The 20,422-nt window shown below is 64.2% G+C and carries 14 protein-coding genes; 8 read left to right on the forward strand and 6 right to left on the reverse strand.

The features are described from left to right. Nucleotides 1-75: 75 nt before the first annotated feature. Entirely contained in the window at nucleotides 76-1,170 is a 1,095-nt protein-coding gene (gene mtnA, locus LB565_RS22420) for an S-methyl-5-thioribose-1-phosphate isomerase (protein ID WP_224587871.1), read from the reverse strand. Next, on the reverse strand, nucleotides 1,167-2,435 hold the full coding sequence (mtnK, locus tag LB565_RS22425) for an S-methyl-5-thioribose kinase (protein WP_224587872.1): 1,269 nt from the start codon (nucleotides 2,433-2,435) through the stop codon (nucleotides 1,167-1,169). The genes mtnA and mtnK overlap by 4 nt, the downstream gene beginning before the upstream one ends. A 136-nt stretch (nucleotides 2,436-2,571) precedes the next feature. Here mtnK and LB565_RS22430 point away from each other — a divergent pair, with 136 nt between their 5' ends. From LB565_RS22430 to LB565_RS22440, 3 genes are all read left to right on the forward strand, one after another. Further along, a complete protein-coding gene (locus LB565_RS22430) occupies nucleotides 2,572-4,083 on the forward strand; it encodes a sugar ABC transporter ATP-binding protein (protein WP_224587875.1) in 1,512 nt (503 codons plus the stop codon). A 77-nt stretch (nucleotides 4,084-4,160) separates the two neighbouring features. Further along, nucleotides 4,161-5,156, forward strand: coding sequence for an ABC transporter permease (locus tag LB565_RS22435; RefSeq protein WP_224588034.1), 996 nt, complete (start codon nucleotides 4,161-4,163; stop codon nucleotides 5,154-5,156). Nucleotides 5,157-5,195: 39 nt separating this feature from the next. Beyond that, nucleotides 5,196-6,248, forward strand: a complete 1,053-nt coding sequence (locus LB565_RS22440) for a substrate-binding domain-containing protein (protein WP_224587885.1) — start codon at nucleotides 5,196-5,198, stop codon at nucleotides 6,246-6,248. A 76-nt stretch (nucleotides 6,249-6,324) separates the two neighbouring features. Here LB565_RS22440 and LB565_RS22445 read toward each other — a convergent pair whose 3' ends face one another. Beyond that, nucleotides 6,325-6,564: a DUF1127 domain-containing protein gene (locus tag LB565_RS22445; RefSeq protein WP_224587886.1), complete on the reverse strand. Its 240-nt coding sequence runs from the start codon at nucleotides 6,562-6,564 to the stop codon at nucleotides 6,325-6,327. Between the two features lie 259 nt (nucleotides 6,565-6,823). Here LB565_RS22445 and LB565_RS22450 point away from each other — a divergent pair, with 259 nt between their 5' ends. Further along, a complete protein-coding gene (locus tag LB565_RS22450; protein ID WP_224587888.1) occupies nucleotides 6,824-8,329 on the forward strand; it encodes a winged helix-turn-helix domain-containing tetratricopeptide repeat protein in 1,506 nt (501 codons plus the stop codon). Between the two features lie 54 nt (nucleotides 8,330-8,383). On the opposite strand, the gene LB565_RS22455 is transcribed toward LB565_RS22450, so the two are convergent. The 3 genes from LB565_RS22455 to LB565_RS22465 all read right to left on the reverse strand — a co-directional run bounded on the left by LB565_RS22455 (nucleotide 8,384) and on the right by LB565_RS22465 (nucleotide 12,770). Next, nucleotides 8,384-9,448, reverse strand: a complete 1,065-nt coding sequence (locus tag LB565_RS22455; protein ID WP_224587890.1) for a D-alanine--D-alanine ligase family protein — start codon at nucleotides 9,446-9,448, stop codon at nucleotides 8,384-8,386. A 218-nt stretch (nucleotides 9,449-9,666) separates the two neighbouring features. Beyond that, the gene (locus LB565_RS22460) at nucleotides 9,667-11,721 is read right to left on the reverse strand and encodes a bifunctional aldolase/short-chain dehydrogenase (protein ID WP_224587891.1); all 2,055 of its coding nucleotides are present in this window, start codon (nucleotides 11,719-11,721) and stop codon (nucleotides 9,667-9,669) included. A gap of 83 nt (nucleotides 11,722-11,804) precedes the next feature. Next, nucleotides 11,805-12,770 (reverse strand): sugar-binding transcriptional regulator, encoded by a 966-nt coding sequence (locus LB565_RS22465; RefSeq protein ID WP_224587894.1) that lies wholly within the window; start codon nucleotides 12,768-12,770, stop codon nucleotides 11,805-11,807. 204 nt (nucleotides 12,771-12,974) lie between these two features. Here LB565_RS22465 and LB565_RS22470 point away from each other — a divergent pair, with 204 nt between their 5' ends. The 4 genes from LB565_RS22470 (at nucleotide 12,975) to LB565_RS22485 (ending at nucleotide 20,260) form a co-directional block, all read left to right on the forward strand. After that, the gene (locus LB565_RS22470; RefSeq protein ID WP_224587896.1) at nucleotides 12,975-14,615 is read left to right on the forward strand and encodes an acyl-CoA synthetase; all 1,641 of its coding nucleotides are present in this window, start codon (nucleotides 12,975-12,977) and stop codon (nucleotides 14,613-14,615) included. Between the two features lie 357 nt (nucleotides 14,616-14,972). After that, the gene (locus tag LB565_RS22475) at nucleotides 14,973-15,578 is read left to right on the forward strand and encodes a TetR family transcriptional regulator (RefSeq protein WP_224587898.1); all 606 of its coding nucleotides are present in this window, start codon (nucleotides 14,973-14,975) and stop codon (nucleotides 15,576-15,578) included. 83 nt (nucleotides 15,579-15,661) lie between these two features. Beyond that, nucleotides 15,662-16,795, forward strand: coding sequence for an efflux RND transporter periplasmic adaptor subunit (locus LB565_RS22480; RefSeq protein WP_411970686.1), 1,134 nt, complete (start codon nucleotides 15,662-15,664; stop codon nucleotides 16,793-16,795). Between the two features lie 312 nt (nucleotides 16,796-17,107). Next, nucleotides 17,108-20,260, forward strand: a complete 3,153-nt coding sequence (locus LB565_RS22485; protein WP_224587902.1) for an efflux RND transporter permease subunit — start codon at nucleotides 17,108-17,110, stop codon at nucleotides 20,258-20,260. Nucleotides 20,261-20,422 lie beyond the last annotated feature (162 nt).

Genomic DNA, 20,422 nt, shown 5'->3' on the forward strand with positions numbered 1-20,422 from the left:
CATCCCCAGCGTAGAATCACAACCGATTCCGCGCCGCAATACCCTATCTTAGCGCCTATGCCCTCAAGGGGGAGATTAGCTGCGCTCGGGAAACATCGCCTTCAGCCCCTCGCGCGAGGCCTTCGCCACGCCGCGCTCGGTGATGAGCCCGGTGACCAGCCGCGCCGGCGTCACGTCGAAGGCCGGGTTGGCCGCTGGCGTCGCATCCGGCGAGACGCGCACCTGCGCGACCTTTCCGTCGGCCGTCTTGCCCCACACCAGCGAAACCTCGTCGCCGGAGCGCTGCTCGATCGGGATTTCCTTCAGCCCGTCGGCCACCGTCCAGTCGATGGTGGGCGAGGGCAGCGCGACATAGAAAGGCACGTCGTTGTCGGCGGCGGCCAGCGCCTTCAGATAAGTACCGATCTTGTTGCACACATCGCCATTGGCGGTGGTGCGGTCGGTGCCGACGATCACCATGTCGATGTCGCCATGCTGCATCAGATGGCCGCCGGCATTGTCGACGATAAGTGTGTGCGGCACGCCGTGCCCGGCCATCTCCCAGGCGGTCAGCTGGGCGCCTTGGTTACGCGGCCTCGTCTCGTCGACATAGACATGCACTGGAATGCCGGCTTCCGTCGCCAGGTAGATCGGCGCGGTGGCGGTACCGTAGTCGACCGTCGCCAGCCAGCCCGCATTGCAATGGGTGAGGATGTTGACGCTCTCGCCCGGCTTCTTCTTCGCCGCGATCTGCCTGATGATCGCAAGTCCGTTTTCGCCGATGGCGCGGTTCAGCCCGACATCCTCATCGGCGATCTCTGCGGCGCGCTTGTAGGCAGCCTCCGCGCGTTCCTCCGGCGCGAGCGGCTTCAGATGCCGGCGCATCTCGTCCAACGCCCAGCGCAGATTGATCGCCGTCGGCCGCGTCTTATGAAGCGTCTCCCAGACCGCGTCGAGCGCTTCGTTCGACGGATCGTCCATCATCTGGATGGCGACACCATAGGCCGCGGTGACGCCGATCAGCGGCGCGCCGCGCACCCACATGTCGCGGATCGCGGCGGCGATGCCGGCGACGCTTCCGATCGTTTCGATGCGGAACTCATGCGGCAGCCAGCGCTGGTCGATGATCTCGACCGAGCGCTTGTCGTCGCTGAGCCAGATGGTGCGATAGTGGCGTTCGCCCACGTTCAAAGGCTCTTCTCCTGTTCGATCCGCGCGGCCAAATTGTTGACCTCGTCGATGCTGTGGATCTGGCGCCGGTTGACGGCGATATGGCGTCCGAAGCGCAAAGCCTTGGCCTCACATCTGGCGCGCAGATCGGCATTGGCAATGGTCTCGAAATCGGCATTGTGGGCCAGCCCAAGGATGCGTCGGTGCACCTCGATGCCGGCAAAGCCGAGCAGGTCGGTCCAGATGGAGTGCAGCATGTGGTCGAGCGCCTGTTCGGAGCCGAGCAGGTCGCCCTGATCCTCGAACAGGCTCCTCTGGTAGAGGATGCCGCTGCGCTCGGTTCGCCACAGATGCGAGAACTCGGCGCGGAAGGTCGCCCAGGTCTCGGCCGTGACACCGAGCAGATAGGCGCGCATCGAGTCGCGGCTGCCCTTCTCCTCGTGGCCGCGCTGCGAGAAGAACGCCATCCAGAAATTGGCGAGCAGCATCCCGACGTCGAAGGCGATCGGGCCGTAGAAAGCGAATTCCGGATCGATCATCCGGGTCTCACTGTCGGTCACCATGATCGAGCCTGAATGCAGGTCGCCATGCAGCAGCGTCTCGGCATTGGCGGTGAAGAGATGCTTCAGCCGCTGGGACTCGACCTTGAGATCGCGGTCTGCGCGCAGTTCGGCGACCAGGCCGTCGAGCTGCGGCGAAGTATGCCGGTTCATATTGGCGTCGAAATAGGGATCAGAAAACACCAGGTTCTCGGTGATGTCGCAGAGCTCGACATTGTCGGCGAACAGCGCCAGGTCGGCCTTGCGCTCTCTTGTCACCATCGACAGATCCGAGCCGCGGAAGAGCGTACGGGCCATGAACAGGCCGATGTCGCGTGCGATGTTCGGCAGTTCGCGGCCGTCGATCAGCGCCCGCCTGAGGATGACGTGCGGCGGCGCCAGATACTCCATCACGATCAGCGCCTGGGTCTCGTCGAAATGGAAGATCGCCGGCACCGAGCCGGGCGCACGGCGCTCCTGCCTGGTCAGCGCATGATATTCGAAGAAGGAGCGTTTGAGCGGCAGCGGCCAGCTGTCGCCGACCAGCCGCACATAGGGCAGCGCCTGCTTGACCACCGCGGCACCCATGTCGCCTTCGACGATGAAGACGAGGTTGAGATTGCCGTCGCCGACCTCCTGTACCTTCCAGCGACTGGTGTCCTTACCGATGCGCTCGGTCAGGGCCGCGGTGTCGCCAAGGCGCTTCGGCAGCGTTTCCACGGATAATGCTTCGAACTTCCCGGTCATTCTCTCCCTCCTGCGCGTGGTTTCCGACGATAGCGGAGCCACAGCGGCGGGGCCAAGCTAGGAAGCGCTCTGGCAAATGTCAATCGTGTTGACAATTGCCGAATGAGCCCATAGCGTCGCGATCCGGGAGGAACGAATGGGCGCAGATGCCGTGTTCCATGTGGAGGGCCTGAGGAAATCCTTCGGCCAGAACGAGGTGCTTGGCGGCATCTCGCTCGACCTCTTTGCGGGCGAGGTGACCGTGCTGATGGGCGCCAACGGCGCCGGCAAATCCACCCTGGTCAAGATCGTCAGCGGCGTCTATGCGCGCGGTGGCGGCACGATGCGGCTCGCCGGCAAGGCCTTCGACCCGCAAACCCCCGCCGAAGCCATTCGCGCCGGCGTCGTCACCGTGCACCAGAACATCAATGACGGCGTCGTCGCCGACCTCGACGTCGCCACCAATCTGACGCTCGACCGGCTGAGCGGCAAAGGCGCGTCGTTGCTTTTCAAGCCGGCCAATGTCCGAGCCGAGGCGAGAGCCGTCGCCGACCGCATGGGGCTCGGCATCGACCTCAAGGCGCGCGTCAGCGACTTGTCGCTGGCGGATCGGCAGATGGTGGCCATCGCCCGCGCCATGGCGCATCGGCCCAAGGTCCTGATCCTCGACGAGCCGACCTCTTCGCTGTCCAGCGCCGAAGCCGACCGGCTGTTCTCGCTGATCGACCGGCTGCGCGGGCAGGGCGTCGCCATCCTTTATATCTCGCACCGCATGTCCGACATCAGGCGGCTGGCCGACCGCATCGTGTCGATGCGCGACGGTGTCGTCTCCGGCGTTTTCGACCGGAAGCCGCTCGACTATGAGGGCGCGGTGAACGCCATGCTCGGCCGCAAGATCCATCTCGACAAGGTGGTTGCAAGAAGCTCGGCCCGAGCCGTCTTCACCGCCGAGGGCCTGCGGCTGGCGCAAGGTTCGCGGCCGATCTCGATCACGCTCGGCGCCGGGGAGGTAGTGGCGATCACCGGCCTGGTCGGCGTCGGCAAGACGGCTTTGGCGGAAACGCTGTTCGGCGTGCGCAGGCCGCTTGCCGGCACCATGCACATGGACGGCAAGCCCTACGCGCCGGGCTCGGCGCGCGAGGCGATCGCCGCCGGCGTCTTCTTGGTCGCCAAGGACCGCGCCGCGAGCGGCATCGTCGGCGGCTTCAATATCGAACGCAACATCAGCCTGCCGTTCCTCAAGCGCATGTCGGGTTTCGGCGTCATGAAGAAGCGCGCTGAGCGCATCGCCGCCCGCCGCCAGATCGACGAGCTCGGCATCGTCTGCCGCTCGGAGAAGGACGAACTCTCCGCGCTTTCCGGGGGCAACCAGCAGAAGGTGATGGTGGCGCGCTGGATGTCGCAGGCCTCGCGCCTCTTCATCCTCGACGAGCCGTTCCAGGGCGTCGACATTTCGGCGCGTCGCGACATCGCCGCCAAGTTGAGGGCAAGCGCCGACGGCCGCGCGACGCTGATCTTCGTCACCGAGCTCGACGAGGCGCTGGAGACCGCCGACCGCATCCTGGTGATGTCGGAACACACGATCGTCGGCGAGCACCGCAACGATGATATCGATCTCGACCGGCTGCTGGCGGAAGTGGCCGGCGGACCGCTCCACAGCGCGGCGTGAGATCGCAGGATGACGAGACCCGGAGTGCAGGCATGAGTTCCAGTTTGGCGGGCAAGGCAACGGCGCGGGAGCGTTCGATGACACTGCGCGCCTACGCCATCCGCTACGGCTTCATCGTCCTGCTGGTCGGATTGATCGCCTATTTCGCTGTTGCAGCCGACGGGTTCGCCTCGCCGCAGAGCGCCGTCTTCATCTTTCAGTCGGTGGCCATCACCGGCGTGCTGGCGCTCGGCGTCACGGCGACGCTCGTCGTCGGCGGCTTCGACCTGTCGATCGGCTCGGTCGCCACCAGCGCCATGATGGCGGCATCCTACGCCATGGTCGTGCTGGAGCAGAACGCGATCGTCGTCGTCATCGCCTGCCTTGTCATCGGCGTCATCGTCGGCCTGATCAATGGCTGGCTGATCGTCTATATGCGCGTGCCCGACCTGCTGGCCACGCTCGGCATGATGTTCCTGCTGCTCGGTCTGCAGCGCATTCCGACGGAAGGCCGCTCGATCGCCACCGGCATGACCATGCCCGACGGCTCGGTCGCCAACGGCAAGTTTTCGGAAGCCTTCCTGGCGCTCGGGCGCCACCGCATCGACTTCTTCATCCCGAACCTGATCCCGGTCTCGGTCGTCGTGCTCGTCGTGCTCGCAGCGCTGATCTGGTTTTTCCTCGAATACACCCGTTTCGGCCGCATGATGTATGCGGTCGGCAGCAATGAGAGGGCGGCTGAACTCGCCGGCGCGCCTGTCAAGGCATACAAAATCTGGGCTTATGTCATTTCGGGAGTTTTCGCCTCGATCGGCGGGATTTTGCTTGCCGCCCGGCTTGGACGCGGCGACATCGCCTCGGGTAATAATCTGTTGCTCGACGCTGTCGCCGCGGCGCTGATCGGCTACGCGGTGCTCGGCGCCGCCAAGCCCAACGCCTTCGGCACGGCCGTCGGCGCGGTGTTCGTCGGCGTCCTGCTGCAAGGCCTGACGATGATGAACGCCCCTTACTACACGCAGGATTTCGTCAAGGGCGCGGTGCTTGTCGTCGCCCTTGTCTTCACCTTCGCCCTTTCCGGCAGGGGCAAGAGATAGTTTCGACCGGGGCATTGAGACAAAACGGAGGAAAACGAAGTGAGCATCACAAGAAGACTTTTGGGGAAGGCGGCACTCGGCCTCGCTGGCGCGGCGCTGCTGGTGCAGGGCACGGCATTGGCGGCGGACAAGCCGGCGCCGTTCGATAAGCCGGGCGTCAAGATCGCGCTGGTGCGCTATCTGTCGACCGGCGACTTCTTCCAGGCCTATCTCTCCGGCGTCGAGGCGCAGGCCAAGGCGCTCGGCGTCGACCTGCGCGTGCTGGACAGCCGCCAGGACGCCGCGCTCCAGGCCGACATGGTCGACCAGGCGATCGCGCTCGGCGTGCAGGGCATCATCATCCAGCACGGCCTGACGGAATCGATGAAGGACGCCGCCCAGCGCGCGGTCGATGCCGGCATCAAGGTCGTCGCCTTCGACGTCAATGTCGAGAACCCGAAGATCCCGCAGATCGAGCAGTCGGACAAAGACCTCGCCAAGCTGGCGCTCGAGCAGGCGGTCAAGGACAATGGCGAGAGCTGGAAGGCTGGTTATGTCTATGTTGCCGGCATCGCTCCGCTCGACCGCCGCAACGAGACCTGGGTGGATGTGAAGAAGAAATATTCGGGCATCAGCGAGGTCGCGCAATTCGGCACGCTCGACAACCCGATCGCCAACTCCGTCGCCAATCAGGCGCGCTCGGTGCTGCAGGCGCATCCCGACATCAACGTGATGTTCGCCCCCTATGACGAGTTTGCCAAGGGTGTGAAGATCGCCGTCGATGAGGCCGGGCTGAACAAGAAGATCAAGATCTATTCGGCCGACATCTCGACCTCGGACATCGCCGCGATGCGCGAACCGGACAGCGCCTGGGCGGCGACCGCCGCCACCAATCCCGCCGTGGTCGGCCAGGTCTCGGTGCGCGCGCTGGCGCAGCTGCTTGCCGGCGAGGATCCCGGCCACAATGTCATCGTGCCGCCGACGCTGATCACCCAGAAGGAGCTGATCGACAAGGACATCAAGAACATGGAAGACCTGTCGGCCAAGCTGCCGCAGTTCGCCCATGCCGATGTCGCGATGCCGGCCTGGATGCCGAACCCGAACGCCAAGTAAGGGGTTCCGCCTGTCGCAAATGAAGAGAGCGGTCCAACGGGCCGCTCTCTGTCTTTTCAGCCGGTCCGAGGCGGCTTTATCGCTGCCAGAAGGGCAGCTTGGCGATCTCCGCCTCGACCTCTTTTCTCGTCAGTCCGATGTCGTCGATCAGATGCGGATTGTCCATCGCCATGCGCTTGAGCTCGAAGCGGAAATAGGCCTGCTTGCGCCGCTCGGCGATAAGGCTGCGCAAGGCCGCCAGACTGAAGCGCCCGCGCCTTGAGTGCATGGCCGATGCCGCCGCCGGACACGTAGAGAGCGTGAAGGTATCGTTCATGGCAACCTCCATCGAATGAGGGATCTGAAAACCCTGGACCTGATTGAGATTGCAGTGTGCCGCAGCCGGCCGGCGGCGTAATTAAGCCCTCCCAAATAGTTCTCAAAACTTCCAAATCGTTAGAGCGTTTCACCGTTTCACGGAAGCGGCGAACCGCTCTATCCCTTTGTTTTTACGCAATTCCGGACGGAGGGTTACGGCGAAGTCGCCGAACTTAACTGCTTCACACTTTTCCTGGAATTGCTCTATAGATCGCCGCATGCAGGGATCGCGCTTCGCTTTTGGACCGTTCGTGCTTGATCCGGGCGCGGGAACGCTGCTCCGGGGCGATGTTCCCGTCGCCGCCAGTCACCGCGGGCTGAAGCTGTTGGAGGCCCTCGTCGCGCGTCCGGGCGAAATCCTGGCCAAGGCCGAGCTGATGGACGCAGCCTGGCCGGGCACCGCGGTCGAAGAAGGCAATCTCACTGTCCAGATCGCGCAGCTCAGGAAGCTGCTCGGTCCGGCGACAGGTGGCGGCGAGTGGATCGCCACGGTGCCGCGCGTCGGCTATCGCTTCACCGGTACGGTCAAACAGCCCGACGCTACGCGCAAACCCTTGCCGCTGCCCGGCAAGCCGTCGATCGCCGTGCTGCCCTTCGTCAATCTAAGCAGCGATCCCGAGCAGGACTCTTTCGCCGATGGCCTGACCGAAGACCTGATCACCGATCTCTCCCGGATCCCGGGCCTCTTCGTCATCGCGCGCAACTCGGTCTTTGCCTACAAGGACAAGGCCATGGACGTGCGCGCCATCGCCGCGGAGCTTGGCGTGCGCTACCTGCTGGAAGGCAGCGCCAGGCGCGCCGTGGGGCGCGTGCGCATCAATGCGCAGCTGATCGACGCGCTGAGCGGCGAGCATCTCTGGGCGGAGCGTTTCGATCGCAGCCTTGAGGACATTTTCGCCGTTCAGGACGAGGCGACAGCCAAGATCGTCGAGGCGCTGCTCGGGCGGCTGCGCGCGCTGCCGGAGCGCAACCGGCCGAAGAGCCTCGAAGCCTATGATCTTGTCGTCCGGGCGCGAAAACTGTTCGACGAGTCGCCGCAGATGGCGCGCGAAGCGCATCTGATGCTGACGCGCGCGGTCTCGCTCGACCCGGACTACGCGGAGGCTTATCGTTGGCTCGCGATGAACCATTGGATGGGCTGGGTGCATTGGGGCGAGCCGTTCGAGCCTGCCCGCAGCACGGCCCTGGAACTGGCGCGCAAGGCTGTGGCGATCGATCCCAACGACGCCGGTTGCCGCTGGGTTCTGGCGAACCTTCTTGCCTATGAACGCGATTTCGAACGGTCCGAGGCGGAATTCGCCAAGGCGATCGAGCTCGATCTGAACGAGGCGGATATCTGGGCAACATTGTCCGATATCGACGTGCTGGGCGGGCGGGTAGACGAGGGCCTGGAGCACATCCGGAAGGCCTTCCGCCTCAACCCCTTTCCGCCGAGCTGGTATTATCTGACGCTCGGCCAGGCACAGTATGCGGCCCGTGACTATGAAGCGGCCGTCGAGACGCTGCGCCGGGACGAGACCTACCGCACAAGCTCGCGCCGCTTTCTGGCGGCAAGCCTGGCGCAACTCGGCCGTCTCGACGAGGCGCGCACCGAGGTCGCGCTGTTCCTCGTCGGTAATCCGCATTTCTCCACGCAGCGCTGGGTCGAGACGGAGCCGTTCCGTGACGACGCGACGCTTGATCATTTCGTCGATGGCTTCCGCAAGGCCGGGCTGCCGGACTGATGCGGCGACGCGGCCAACTGGCCGCTGCCGAGATTTCGAATCCTCAGGTCTTTTTCACCGGCCGGCGCGTGCCAGCCCATGTGCCACCAGACGGTCGATGACCTCCGGATAGCTGACGCCGCTAGCCGCCATGGCCTTGGCGTACATGCTGATGTTGGTGAAGCCCGGAATGGTGTTGAGCTCGTTGATCAGGAAATTCATGTCCGGCATCAGGAAGAAGTCGACGCGAGCCATGCCGTCGCAACCGAGCGCCCTGAACGCCCTTGCAGCCGCATCGCGCATGGCATCCTCGACCTCCTGCGGCAGCTCGGCTGGCACGACCAAGGCAGCACCATTCTCGTCGATGTATTTGGCGTTGTAGTTGTAGAAACCGTGGCTCTCCGCAGGCACGATCTCGCCCGGCCGCGAGACGAAGAGTTCGCCCGCCGGGCTCTCCAGCACGCTGTATTCGATCTCGCGGCCACGGACGAATTCCTCTGCCAGCAGCTTGCGGTCGTGCTGGAAGGCTTCCTCGAGCGCCCGATCGAATTCCTGGCTGGCATTGACCTTTGCGACCCCGACCGACGAGCCCTGCCGCGCCGGCTTGATGAACAGCGGCAGGCCGAGCTGGTCTTCCAGTTCGGTGAGCGAAGGCGCCGCACCTTCGCCGATCGTCACCGAGCGCGCCACACGCAGCCCGGCCGCCTTCAGCAGCCGCTTGGCGATGTCCTTGTCGAGGGCCGTGGCGGAACCCAGTATGCCGCAGCCGGCGAGCGGCACGCGCGCCACCTCGGCCAGGCCCTGCACCGCGCCGTCTTCGCCATGCAGGCCGTGCAGGACCGGAAACAGGATATCGATGGCGGGCAGGTCGCGAGGCACGCCGCCGGCGGGAATCGCCAGCATCCGTCCATGGCCGCCCGGCACCAGGCAGAGCAGCGTGCCGGCCGACGGCGTCGCCAGCGCGCCGTCCTCGAAGCGGCTCAGCAGCCATTGCCCTTCGCGGGTGACGAAGATCGGAACGGCATCGTATTTCGCCGGCTCCAAGGCAGCCATGACGTTGGTTGCTGAAAGCAGCGATACTTCATGCTCGGCGGAGCGCCCGCCGAAGAGCACGCCAATACGAAGTCTTTTCGCCGCCATCTGGAGCTCCACCAATGATCAGGGTTGGAGCCGCATGCGAAACACGAGGCGCCCCTTAAACTGGCTGAGCAATACGCGAAGGATTGGTGCGGATTTTGACGGGTTCGAGCAGTTCTTCAGCAGAAGCGTGAAAACGCCTTCGGTCCCAAACTACGCCAAAACAAGGACATGGAGCGGCTCGTCGTTCACGAACCGCTCCCAAGGCATGTCTTATATATTCAGCGCAACGCTGCCGCGATGTTGCCGCCGTCCACCGTCGTCACATCCGCCGTGGTGCGCTCGGCCAGCGCCTGGTGCAGGAAGGCCTGCGCGACGTCGTCGGCCGTCACTTCCTGTCCCAGCAGATTGCCGGACATGTATTCTTTTTCAGACACGCCGCGCGCCCCGGAACGGCTGGCGATCATCGCGTCGGTAAGAAGCCCGGAACGGATGCGGTCGGCGTTGACCGCGTTGGAGCGGATGCCATAGGCGCCGTAGTCAAGCGCATACTGCCGCGACAGGAACAATGTCGCGGCTTTCGGAATGCCGTAGGCGCCGAATTTCGGGCCGGGATTGATCGCCTGCTTGGAGGTGTTGAAGAGGAGGACGCCGCCCGTGCCTTGTTCCAGCATGATGCGCACCGCGTTCTGCGCCGCCGACTGGTGAGCGAAGAAGTTGAGCTCGAAGCTCTTGCGCAACGTGGCGTCGTCCAATTCGCCGATGCGGCCTTCCCAGGCAGCGCCGGCATTAGAGACCAGGATATCGAGGCCGCCATAGACCGCGACAGCCTTGTCGAAGGCAGCGCGCATTTCGGCAGGCTTGGTGATGTCGGCGCCGACGCCGATCGAGTTGTTGCCGGCCGCCTTCGCCGCCTCCGCTGCGTTGGCCGGGTCGAGATCGACGATCACGGCATGCGCGCCATTGGCCGCGAACAGTTTTGCCGTCGCGGCGCCGATGGCGCCGGCACCGCCGGTGATCAGCACGACCTGGCCGGTCAGCGGCTTTGGCTTGTTGGAAGCGAGCTTGGCCTGCTCGAGAGACCAGTATTCGAGCGGGAAGAGGTCGGCCTTGGAGAGCGGATGGAAATTGCCGATCGCTTCCGCGCCGCGCACCGCCTCGATCCACATCTCGCCGACATCTGACGCGATCTTCGCGTCCTTCAGCGTGCGGCCATGGCCAAACATGCCTAGCCCCGGCACCAGCGTCAGGCGCGGCATCGGGTCGAGCATGGTGCGCTTTACGTCGTCCAGCGCGTCATTGGTCTCGAAATAGGCGGTATAGTCCTTGACGAAGGCATCGACATGGCTGCGGACGGCAGCCTTGTAATCGCCGAGCTTGTCGGCGTCGGGCGCCGGTACCGCCATCGGGCCGGTCTTGATGCGGATTGACAGGTCCGGCGTCGAGACGCCGCGCCCGGCCAACTCGGCGATCTTGGCGGAATTGATGAAGTCGACGATGGCGTCCGAGGTGCGGAAGTCGCTGATCATGCGGTCGAAGCGGCCTTCGCCGCGCGCCACGGCCACGGCGCCGCGCAGCGTCGGTGCGATGTCGCTGGGCTTCGCAAGCTTTGCCGGCAGCGCCGCCTTGGCCGCCTGCGGCTTGCCGTTCTTGGCGACATAATCCTCGGCCATGGTCACATAGTGGATCATGCGGTCATAGGCCTGCTTGGCATCGTCGCCGAAGGTGAAGATGCCGTGCTTGTCGAGGATCAGGCCCTCGACTTTTCGGTCGGCGTCGAAGACTTCGGCCGCGACCTTGGCGAGGTCGAAGCCCGGCTTGATGTAGGGCACGTAGCCTAGTCTGTCGCCGAACACGGCCTTGATCAGCGCTTTGCTGTCTTCCTGGTCGACGATGGCGAGGATCGCCGTCGAATGCGTGTGGTCGACAAACTTATGCGGCAGGAAGGCATGCAGCAGCGTTTCGACCGAGGGGTTGGGCGAGGACGGGTCGATGAGGTTGGAGCGCTGCAGCGCCACCATGTCCTCGTCGGAGAGCTTGTCCAGAGAGCGCGCCTTGAGCAGCGCGCCCATCTTCACCGCCGGCAGACCTTGCGGCTCGATGACCGCCATGTCCCAGCCGCTGCCCTTGACGCAGAGCACGTCCCATTCGTCGCCGACGAGATCGGTGGCTTTGGTCTTGCAGGAGGTGTTGCCGCCGCCATGCAGCACCAGGCGCGGCTCGCCGCCGAGCAGGCGGGTCGTATAGACGCGCAGCGCAAGGTCGCGACCGACGCCCTTCTTGGCATAGTCGGCAACCATCTTTTCCGCGTCGGCGTCATTCCAAAGGTTCTTCATGTCGATCCGTCCGATACTCGTCTTTTTGCTCATGAACAGAAAGCCGCGACGCCTTTATGACAGAAGCGGCGAGGGTGGAGTTTCTAAGAGGCCTTCCTGGTTGTCGCACCGGCGTGCTCGAGCAGGCGCTCGGCCATGTGCGCGCCGATCACCAGATGCGTGCAGAGCTCGCCGGCGATGGCCGAAAGCAGCGGCTCGAACTTGGTGTGTTCCTGCACCACCATCAGCCGCTTCTCGATCGCGCGAAGCGAGGCGAGCTCGGCTGAGATGACGCGCCGGTTGTAGCTGCAGTCGAGAACCTCGCCGCTGGCGTCGATGATCTGCCCGGCGATGACGCCGGCCGCGCCCTGGCTGCGCAGCGCTTCCATCTCGGCCGGCGACAGCGCGCCGCATTTCACCAGGTGGCTGTCGGCGTCGACCGCGCCGACGGAATAGAGCGCCAGATCGCAATCGGCGATGCCGGCCAACTGGTCGCGGATCACCGGCTCGGCGCGCAGGCTCTTTGCCAGCTCTTCCGTCGACAGCACCAGCGGCGCGTAGAAGTTCAGGCCCTTGGCATTGAGCCGTCGCGCTATCTCCATCGTGCACTGGTCGGGCCGATAGGAATAAGGGGCGCCGAGATTGCCGCAGAGCTGCACCACGGTGACGTCCTGCAGGTCGGCAAAGGACATGATGTCGGCGATGGTGTAGACGGTGCGGCCCCAGGCGACGCCGATGCGGTCGCCCTTCTTCACCAGCTCGAGAAAGACGCTCGCCGCAAGCACGGCGATGTCGGTCGAGGGGTCGGCGAGATAGGCATTTTCCGGCGCGATCCAGACGGCGTCCAGGCCGAAGGCATCCTCCAGCCGGCGCGCCATCACGTCGTCGGTGAAGAGCTGCGTCGAGGTCGAGATGTTGACGATGCCGGTCTCGCGCGCCTTGCGCAGATACATGGCGACCGAGGCGCGTGAAATGTTGAGCTGGCTCGCCACTTCGTCCTGGCGAAGGCCGTGCGCATAGTAAAGCCAGGCGGCCTTATGGATGAGCTGTTCTGCCGGTCTGATAGCCATGCCGCCTCCTTGGCTGACATTAGTCACGGCTCTCGACAAAAGTCAAATTTGCTTGCGCGAGTCGCAATCGCCTCGCGGCGCGACTCAATCCGGATCACCATTCTACCAAGCCGGCGCTGCATAGCATTTTCAGCCGCGGAAGGGGGATAGCGTGGCGGCGGGCCTAAGGTTAGAAAGCTCGAAAAGAACATCGGGGAGAACGGGATGGCCAATCCCTACGAACAGGATCTCGACAGGAACGCCGCCAATCACCAGCCGCTGACGCCGCTCACTTATCTTGAGCGCGCGGCCAAGACCTATCCCGACCACATCGCCATCATTCATGGCAGCCAGCGCATCACCTATCGCGAGTTCTGGCGCCGCTCGCTGAAGCTCGCCTCGGCGCTTGAGAAACGTGGCATCGGCAAGGGCGATACGGTGACGGTGATGCTGTCGAACACGCCGCCGATGCTGGAAGCGCATTTCGGCGTGCCGATGGTGAAGGCGGTGCTGCACTCGCTGAACACGCGCCTGGACGCCGCCGTTATCGCTTTCCAGCTCGACCATGCCGACACAAAGGTGCTGATCGTCGACCGCGAGTTCTCGGGCGTCGTGAAAGAGGCGCTGGCCTTGGCCAAGGCCAGGCCGTTGGTCATCGACTATGACGATCCGGACTATGCCCTCGACGCTCCCTATCCAAAGGGCGATCGGATCGGCACGCTCGACTACGAAGATTTTCTCGCCGGCGGCGATGAGGCTTTTGCCTGGTCGATGCCCGATGACGAATGGGACGCCATCTCGCTCAACTACACCTCCGGCACGACGGGCAATCCGAAGGGCGTCGTCTATCACCATCGCGGCGCGGCGCTGATGGCCTACACCAACACCATCCATGCCGGCATGGCCAAGCACGCGGTCTATCTCTGGACGCTGCCGATGTTCCATTGCAACGGCTGGTGCTTCCCCTGGACCTTGGCCGTGCAGGCCGGCACCCATGTCTGCCTGCGCTGGGTGCGGGCAAAGCCGATATATGACGCGATCGCCGATCATGGCGTCACCCATCTGTGCGGCGCGCCGATCGTCATGTCGGTGCTGATCAACGCGAAGGAGGAGGACAAGCGGCAGTTCGCGCAAACCGTCACCTTCAATACCGCCGCAGCACCCCCGCCGGAGGCCGTGCTTTCCGGCATGGCCGATGCCGGCTTCGCGGTCACCCACCTCTACGGCCTGACCGAGACCTACGGCCCGGCCGTCGTCAACGAATGGCACAACGAGTGGGACGCATTGGAGAAGGGAGCGAGGACGGCAAAGAAAGCGCGCCAGGGTGTGCGCTATGCCGCGCTCGAGGGCCTCACGGTGATGAACCCGGAGACGATGGTCGAAACGCCGGCCGATGGCGAGACCATCGGCGAGGTCATGTTCCGCGGCAACATCGTCATGAGGGGCTATCTGAAGAACCGCAAGGCCACCGACGAAGCCTTCGCCGGTGGCTGGTTCCACTCCGGCGATCTCGGCGTCATGCATCCCGACGGCTATATCCAGCTGAAGGACCGCTCCAAGGATATCATCATCTCGGGCGGCGAGAACATCTCCTCCATCGAGGTCGAGGACGCGCTCTACAAGCATCCCTCGGTCGCATCCTGCGGTGTGGTTGCCCGCGCCGACGAGAAATGGGGCGAGGTGCCGGTCGCCTATGTCGAGCTGAAGCCCGGCAAGACCGCGACCGAGGCCGAGATCATCGAGCACTGCCGAGGGCTGCTCGCCCGCTTCAAGGTGCCGAAGGCGGTGGTGTTCGCCGAAATCCCGAAGACCTCGACGGGGAAGATCCAGAAGTTCCGGTTGCGGGAAATGGCCAAGGGGGCGTGAGCCTCAAACAGGCGAGGCCGAGTTCCCGCCAACCCCCTGGCCTGCCGGCCATCTCCCCCGCAAGTGGGGAGATCAATCTCGTCACTGCTTTCGCCAGCCATCTCCCCCGCAAGGTGAAGCACCGTCGCTGAGGCTGCCAATCTCCCCCCTTGCGGGGGAGATGTCCGGCAGGACAGAGGGGGGTGCGAAGGATCGCTGCGTTTAGGAACATTCTCCTTCTCATCACACCGCGGCCCTCGCTACTGTCACCATCTGTCACCAAATTATACGCGTACGTCGATTCCGCGTTGACTCTGCCCCGCTTTCGTTTTACGACTGACGAAAATTGAAATTCGTCACTCATCAAACGAAAGTGCCATGTCCGAAGCCGCCAACACCGTGGCAGACCCCGCCAGACAGGAGAATGTGACCCGCATTCTCGACTGCGCCGAGCGGCTGTTTCGCCACTACGGCTATGGCAAGACCAATGTCGCCGACATCGCCCGCGAGCTCGGCATGTCGCCGGCCAACATCTACCGCTTCTTTGCTTCCAAGGTCGAAATCCACCAGGCCGTATGCGGCCGCATGCTCGGCGCCAGCTACAGCATGGCTTACGAGATCATGCACCTCCCGGTCAGCGCCGAGGAACGGCTGCGCCGCTACATCCATGCCCAGTACAAGATGACGCTGGAGGTCATGCTGGACCAGGAGAAGGTGCATGAGATGGTCATCGTCGCGCTGGAGCGCGACTGGTCCGTCATCGACAAGCATGTCAACAGCATCCACGACCTCTTCGCCGAGGTGATCCGCGAGGGCATCGAGGCCGGCGAGTTCAGGGAGCAGGATCCGGAGACGGCGTCGCGCTGCTTCGGCGCCGCCACCGTCATTCTGTGCCATCCGCAAATGGTGGCGCAGTGTCTTGCCAAGACCAACCGGGCAATGCCCGACGAACTTATCGACTTCGCCATCAGAGCCTTGAAATAGAAGCCGTCCGCCAGGTGCGGTCGATAAATCATCTCCAGTTCGGGAGTGCTAAGGTGTCTTTGTCCAGTTCCATCCTCCGCAGGCTGCCGGCCGCAGGCCTCCCAACCGCCGCCGTCATCGCAGCAGTGCTCGGCCTTGCCGGCTGCAGCCAGGAAAAGGCCGAGGTCGTCCAGGAAGTCCTCCGGCCGGTGAAAGTGGTCGAAATCGGCGAGGCGCAAACCACCCGTCAGCTCGATTATTCCGGCTCGGTGCGCGCCCGCACCGAGATGAATCTCGGCTTCCGTATCGCCGGCAAGGTCACTGAGCGTCTGGTCGATATCGGCCAGCATGTGAATGAGGGCGATGTGCTCGCCCGCGTCGATCCTGCCGATTACGAGCTGTCGGTCAAGAGCGCTGCGGCCAGCCTCGACGCCGCCGAGCGCCAGGTCGAGACCGTCGACCTCGCCAGGAAGCGCGCCGAGCAGCTCTATGCCAAGAATTTCGCGCCGAAGTCGCAGCTCGACCAGGCGCGACTGACCTACGACCAGGCGGTGGCAACCCGCGACGCCGCCCGCTCGGCGCTGGCCCAGGCGCAGAACCAGGTTCAATACGCCGATCTGAAAGCCAGCAAGAATGGCATCGTCACCGCCATCTCCGCCGATGTCGGTCAGGTGGTCGCCGCCGGCACCCCGGTCATAACGGTCGCAGTCGACGGCGAGAAGGAAGTATCGATCGCGGTGCCGGAAATGGACATCGCCGGCTTTAAGCCCGGCAAGGAGGTCAAGGCGAGCTTCTGGTCGGAGGAAGGGCTGACGCTTGACGGAAAGGTCCGCGAGGTCGCCGGCAGCGCCGATCCGCAGTCGCGCACCTTCGCTGTCCGGGTCTCGCTGCCCAACCACCCGCGCGTGCTGCTCGGCATGACTGCCAATGTCCAGGCGACCGTCGGCAGCAAGACGCAGCTCGTCTCGATCCCGCTGACGGCGATGGCCGAGAAGGACGGTAAGCAGATCGTCTGGACGGTCGACCGCGCCTCCGACACGGTGCATCAGCGTCCGATCAAGGTCGCCAACTTCACCGCCGACGGCGTTGCCGTTGCCGACGGCCTGAAACAGGGCGACGTCGTGGTTGCGGCCGGCACCCAGTTCATGACCGACAATCTGAAGGTCAAGCTTTCCGGCGACGCCCAGCAATCCGCCTCGGCGGAGAACGACGTCGCTACGACCGGCAGCCTGCACTGATGCTTGTCGCCCAAAAGTGCGAAGCGGTTTTGGGACAACGACATGCATCGAATTAAGACCTGAAGTCAGGCGCAACAGACGCCTTTCCCGCTCTCGCGGTGTCAGCCGCGAGCCGGGGGAGGCATGGGTTCCGGGCGGCGAACGCCCGATCGTGAGATGCCGGCATGTTGGCTCCCCCGCAGCAGTGCCGCGTCCAGCGCGATTTGCGAGTCTCTCTCCGCTTGAGGGGTCTCGCCGCCCGGAAGCCCACCGAACTAGAAGCGGCATGCCAAGCGAGCATGCCTTGCCGATCAATTGGACTGGACGTGTGCCATGACCCCCACCGACAGCAGCACTGAAAAGCGGCCCTTCAATCTTTCGCGTTGGGCGATCGGACATCCGAGCATCGCGCGCTTCCTGTTCGGGTTGATCATCCTGGCCGGCGTGCTCGGCCTGATGCGCATGGGCCAGAAGGAAGATCCCGACTTCACCTTCCGCGTCATGGTGGTGCAGGCGATCTGGCCGGGCGCCTCGATCCAGGACATGGAGGACCAGGTCGTCAACAAGATCGAGCGCAAGCTGCAGGAGACGCCGCATCTGGATTTCGTGCGCTCCTACACCCGCGCCGGCAGCGCCATCATCACGCTGCAGGTCAAGGGCGACACCAATGCCGAAGAGGTCAAGGACGCCTTTTATCAGGTGCGCAAGAAGGTCGGCGACATTTCCAATGAATTGCCGCAAGGCCTGCTCGGTCCCTATTTCAACGACGAGTTCGGCGACACTTTCATCACGCTGCATTCGATCAGCGGCGACGGTTTCACCTATCCGGAGCTGAAGAAATTCGCCATTCAGGCGCGCGACATGCTGTTGACGACGCCGGGTGTCGAAAAGGCCGTCATCATCGGCGACCAGCCGGAGAAGATCTATATCGACGTCTCGTCGAAGGCGCTGGCCGAGCGCGGGCTGACCATCCTTGACCTGCAGAACGCCGTGAAGGGGCAGAATGCCGTCGATCCGGCGGGCTCGGTCGATACCGGCCTGCGCTCGGTGCGCATCTCGGTCGAGGGCGACGTCACCAAGGCCGCCGACATCCGCGAGCTGAGGCTGCGTTCCGGCAACCAGGTGACGCGCCTCGGCGACATCGCCACCGTCTCTTCCGGCCTTGAGGATCCTTACGAGCGCAAATACCGCTTCAACGGCCATGAGAGCGTTCAGGTCGGCGTCGTCATGGCCAAGGGCTTCAACGTCAGGGACGTCGGCAAGGATGTCGAGGCGACCTATCAGCGCTTCGAGGCCGGACTGCCATATGGCGTTTCGGTCGACCAGATCTCCGACCAGCCGGAGGTCGTGAAGGATGCCGTAAACGAGTTCATGGAGGCGCTCGGCGAAGCGCTGCTCATCGTGCTTGCAGTCTCGCTGCTGTCGATCGGTTGGCGCTCGGGCCTGGTGATCGCCATCGCCATCCCGCTCGTGCTCGCCGCCACCTTCGCCATCATGTACGAGATCGGCATTGACCTGCAGCGCATCTCGCTCGGCGCGCTCATCATTGCGCTCGGTCTTTTGGTCGACGACGCCATGATCGTCGTCGAGATGATGGAGCGAAAGCTCGAGGAGGGGCTGGTCAAGATCGAGGCGGCGAGCTTCGCCTATACTTCGACCGCTTTCCCGATGCTGACCGGCACGCTGATCACCACGGCCGGCTTCATCCCCGTCGGCTTCGCCGCGTCGACCGCCGGCGAATATGTGCGCACGCTGTTCTACGTCGTCGGCATAGCATTGATCGTGTCGTGGTTCGTCGCGGTCTATTTCACGCCGTGGCTGGGCTACATGATCCTCAAGCAGCGCAAGCATGCCGGCACCCATCACGATGTCTTCGATACCGCCTTCTACCGCCGGCTGCGCGCGACGGTCGCCTGGGCCGTGCGCCACCGCATCATTGTTTTGGTGATGACGCTGGTCACCTTCGCCACCAGCCTCTGGGCCTTCCAGTTCATCCCGCAGAACTTCTTCCCGCAATCCTCGCGCCCGGAAATCCTGGTTGACCTGTGGCTGCCGGAAGGCACCTCGATCAAGGAGGTCGAGAACCAGGCCAAGGCACTGGAAACCAAGATGATGGACGATCCGGACAAGCGCTTCATCGCCACCTATATCGGCGAGGGCGCGCCGCGCTTCTTCTTGCCGCTCGACCAGCAGCTGCGCAATCCGAACTTCGCCCAGCTCCTGGTGATGGCCAAGGACGAGCCGGCGCGCGAGCGGCTGATCGTCAAGATGCGCAAGATCCTGGCGCAGGACTTCCCCTCGATCCGCGGCAAGGTCGACCGTCTCTTCCTCGGTCCGCCGACAGGCTGGCCGGTGCAGATGCGCGTCATGGGGCCGGACCGCAAGGAGGTGCGCCGCATCGCCGACGAGGTGAAGGCGAGGTTCCAGGCCAATCCGCTGCTCGGCGCCATCCATGACGACTGGCTGGAACCGGTGCCGGCGATGAAGCTGGTGATCGACCAGGATCGTGCCCGCGCGCTCGGCGTCACCTCGCAGCGCATCCGCCAGATGCTGCAGGCCACCATGTCCGGCGCGCCGCTCGACGACTTCCGCGACGGCGAGGAGACGGTCTCGATCGTCGCCCGCGAGCCGGAGGCGACCCGCCACCTGCTCTCTTCGGTCGACTCGGTCTATATCCCGACCGACTTCGGCGGATCGGTGCCGCTCTCGCAGGTGGCCAAGGTCGTGCCGGTGATGGAGCAGGGTGTCGAATGGCGGCGCGACCGCCTGCCGACGATCAGCGTACGCGCCACGCTGCCGGACGGCGTGCAGTCCAACGACGTCGTGACCAAGATGTATAACGACATGAAGGACCTGCGCGCCGGCCTTGCCCCCGGCTACAAGGTCGAGATCCAGGGCGGCGCCGAGGATTCGGCCGAAAGCCAGGCCTCGATCGCGGCCAAGGCGCCGATCATGCTTGCCGTCATCGTGGTGCTGCTGATGGTCCAGCTGCAGCATTTCGGCAAGTCGATGCTGGTGCTGGCCACCGGTCCGCTCGGCATCATCGGCGCCGCCGCGGCGCTCTTGATCAGCGGCGCGCCGTTCGGCTTCGTCGCCATCCTCGGCGTCATCGCGCTGCTCGGCATCATCATGCGCAACTCGATCATCCTGGTCGACCAGATCGATCAGGATATCGCGGCCGGCATGGAGCGATCGGAAGCGATCGTCGGTGCGGCCGTCCGCCGTTTCCGGCCGATCATGCTGACGGCGCTCACCGCTGTGCTGGCGCTGATCCCGATCTCGCGCGCCGTCTTCTGGGGGCCGCTCGCCTACGCCATGATGGGCGGCATACTCGTCGCCACGGTGCTGACCATCCTGGTGCTGCCGGCCGGCTACGCCCTGTTCTTCGGCCGCGCGCCCAAGAAGGCCAAGGCCGACGAGCAGGCGCCCGAGCCGGAGAAGGTCGAAGGCGTCGAAAGACCGCAGCTGGCCTTGGCTGCGGAATAGAAATAGACGTGGCAACCTGGGATCATCCGCCATCGGTGAAAGCCGGTGGCGGATGATCTGCATCAAGGTCCGCCGGGCGAAAAATGCTCCGGGATCGGTTCTTCCAAGAAGCGGCCGGCCGCAAACCAGGTTGACGCAGCGATTGAAACGATTGCCCAAAAG

The organism is Mesorhizobium sp. CA14, from assembly GCF_020165195.1.
In the GTDB taxonomy this organism is placed as follows: Bacteria; Pseudomonadota; Alphaproteobacteria; order Rhizobiales; family Rhizobiaceae; genus Mesorhizobium.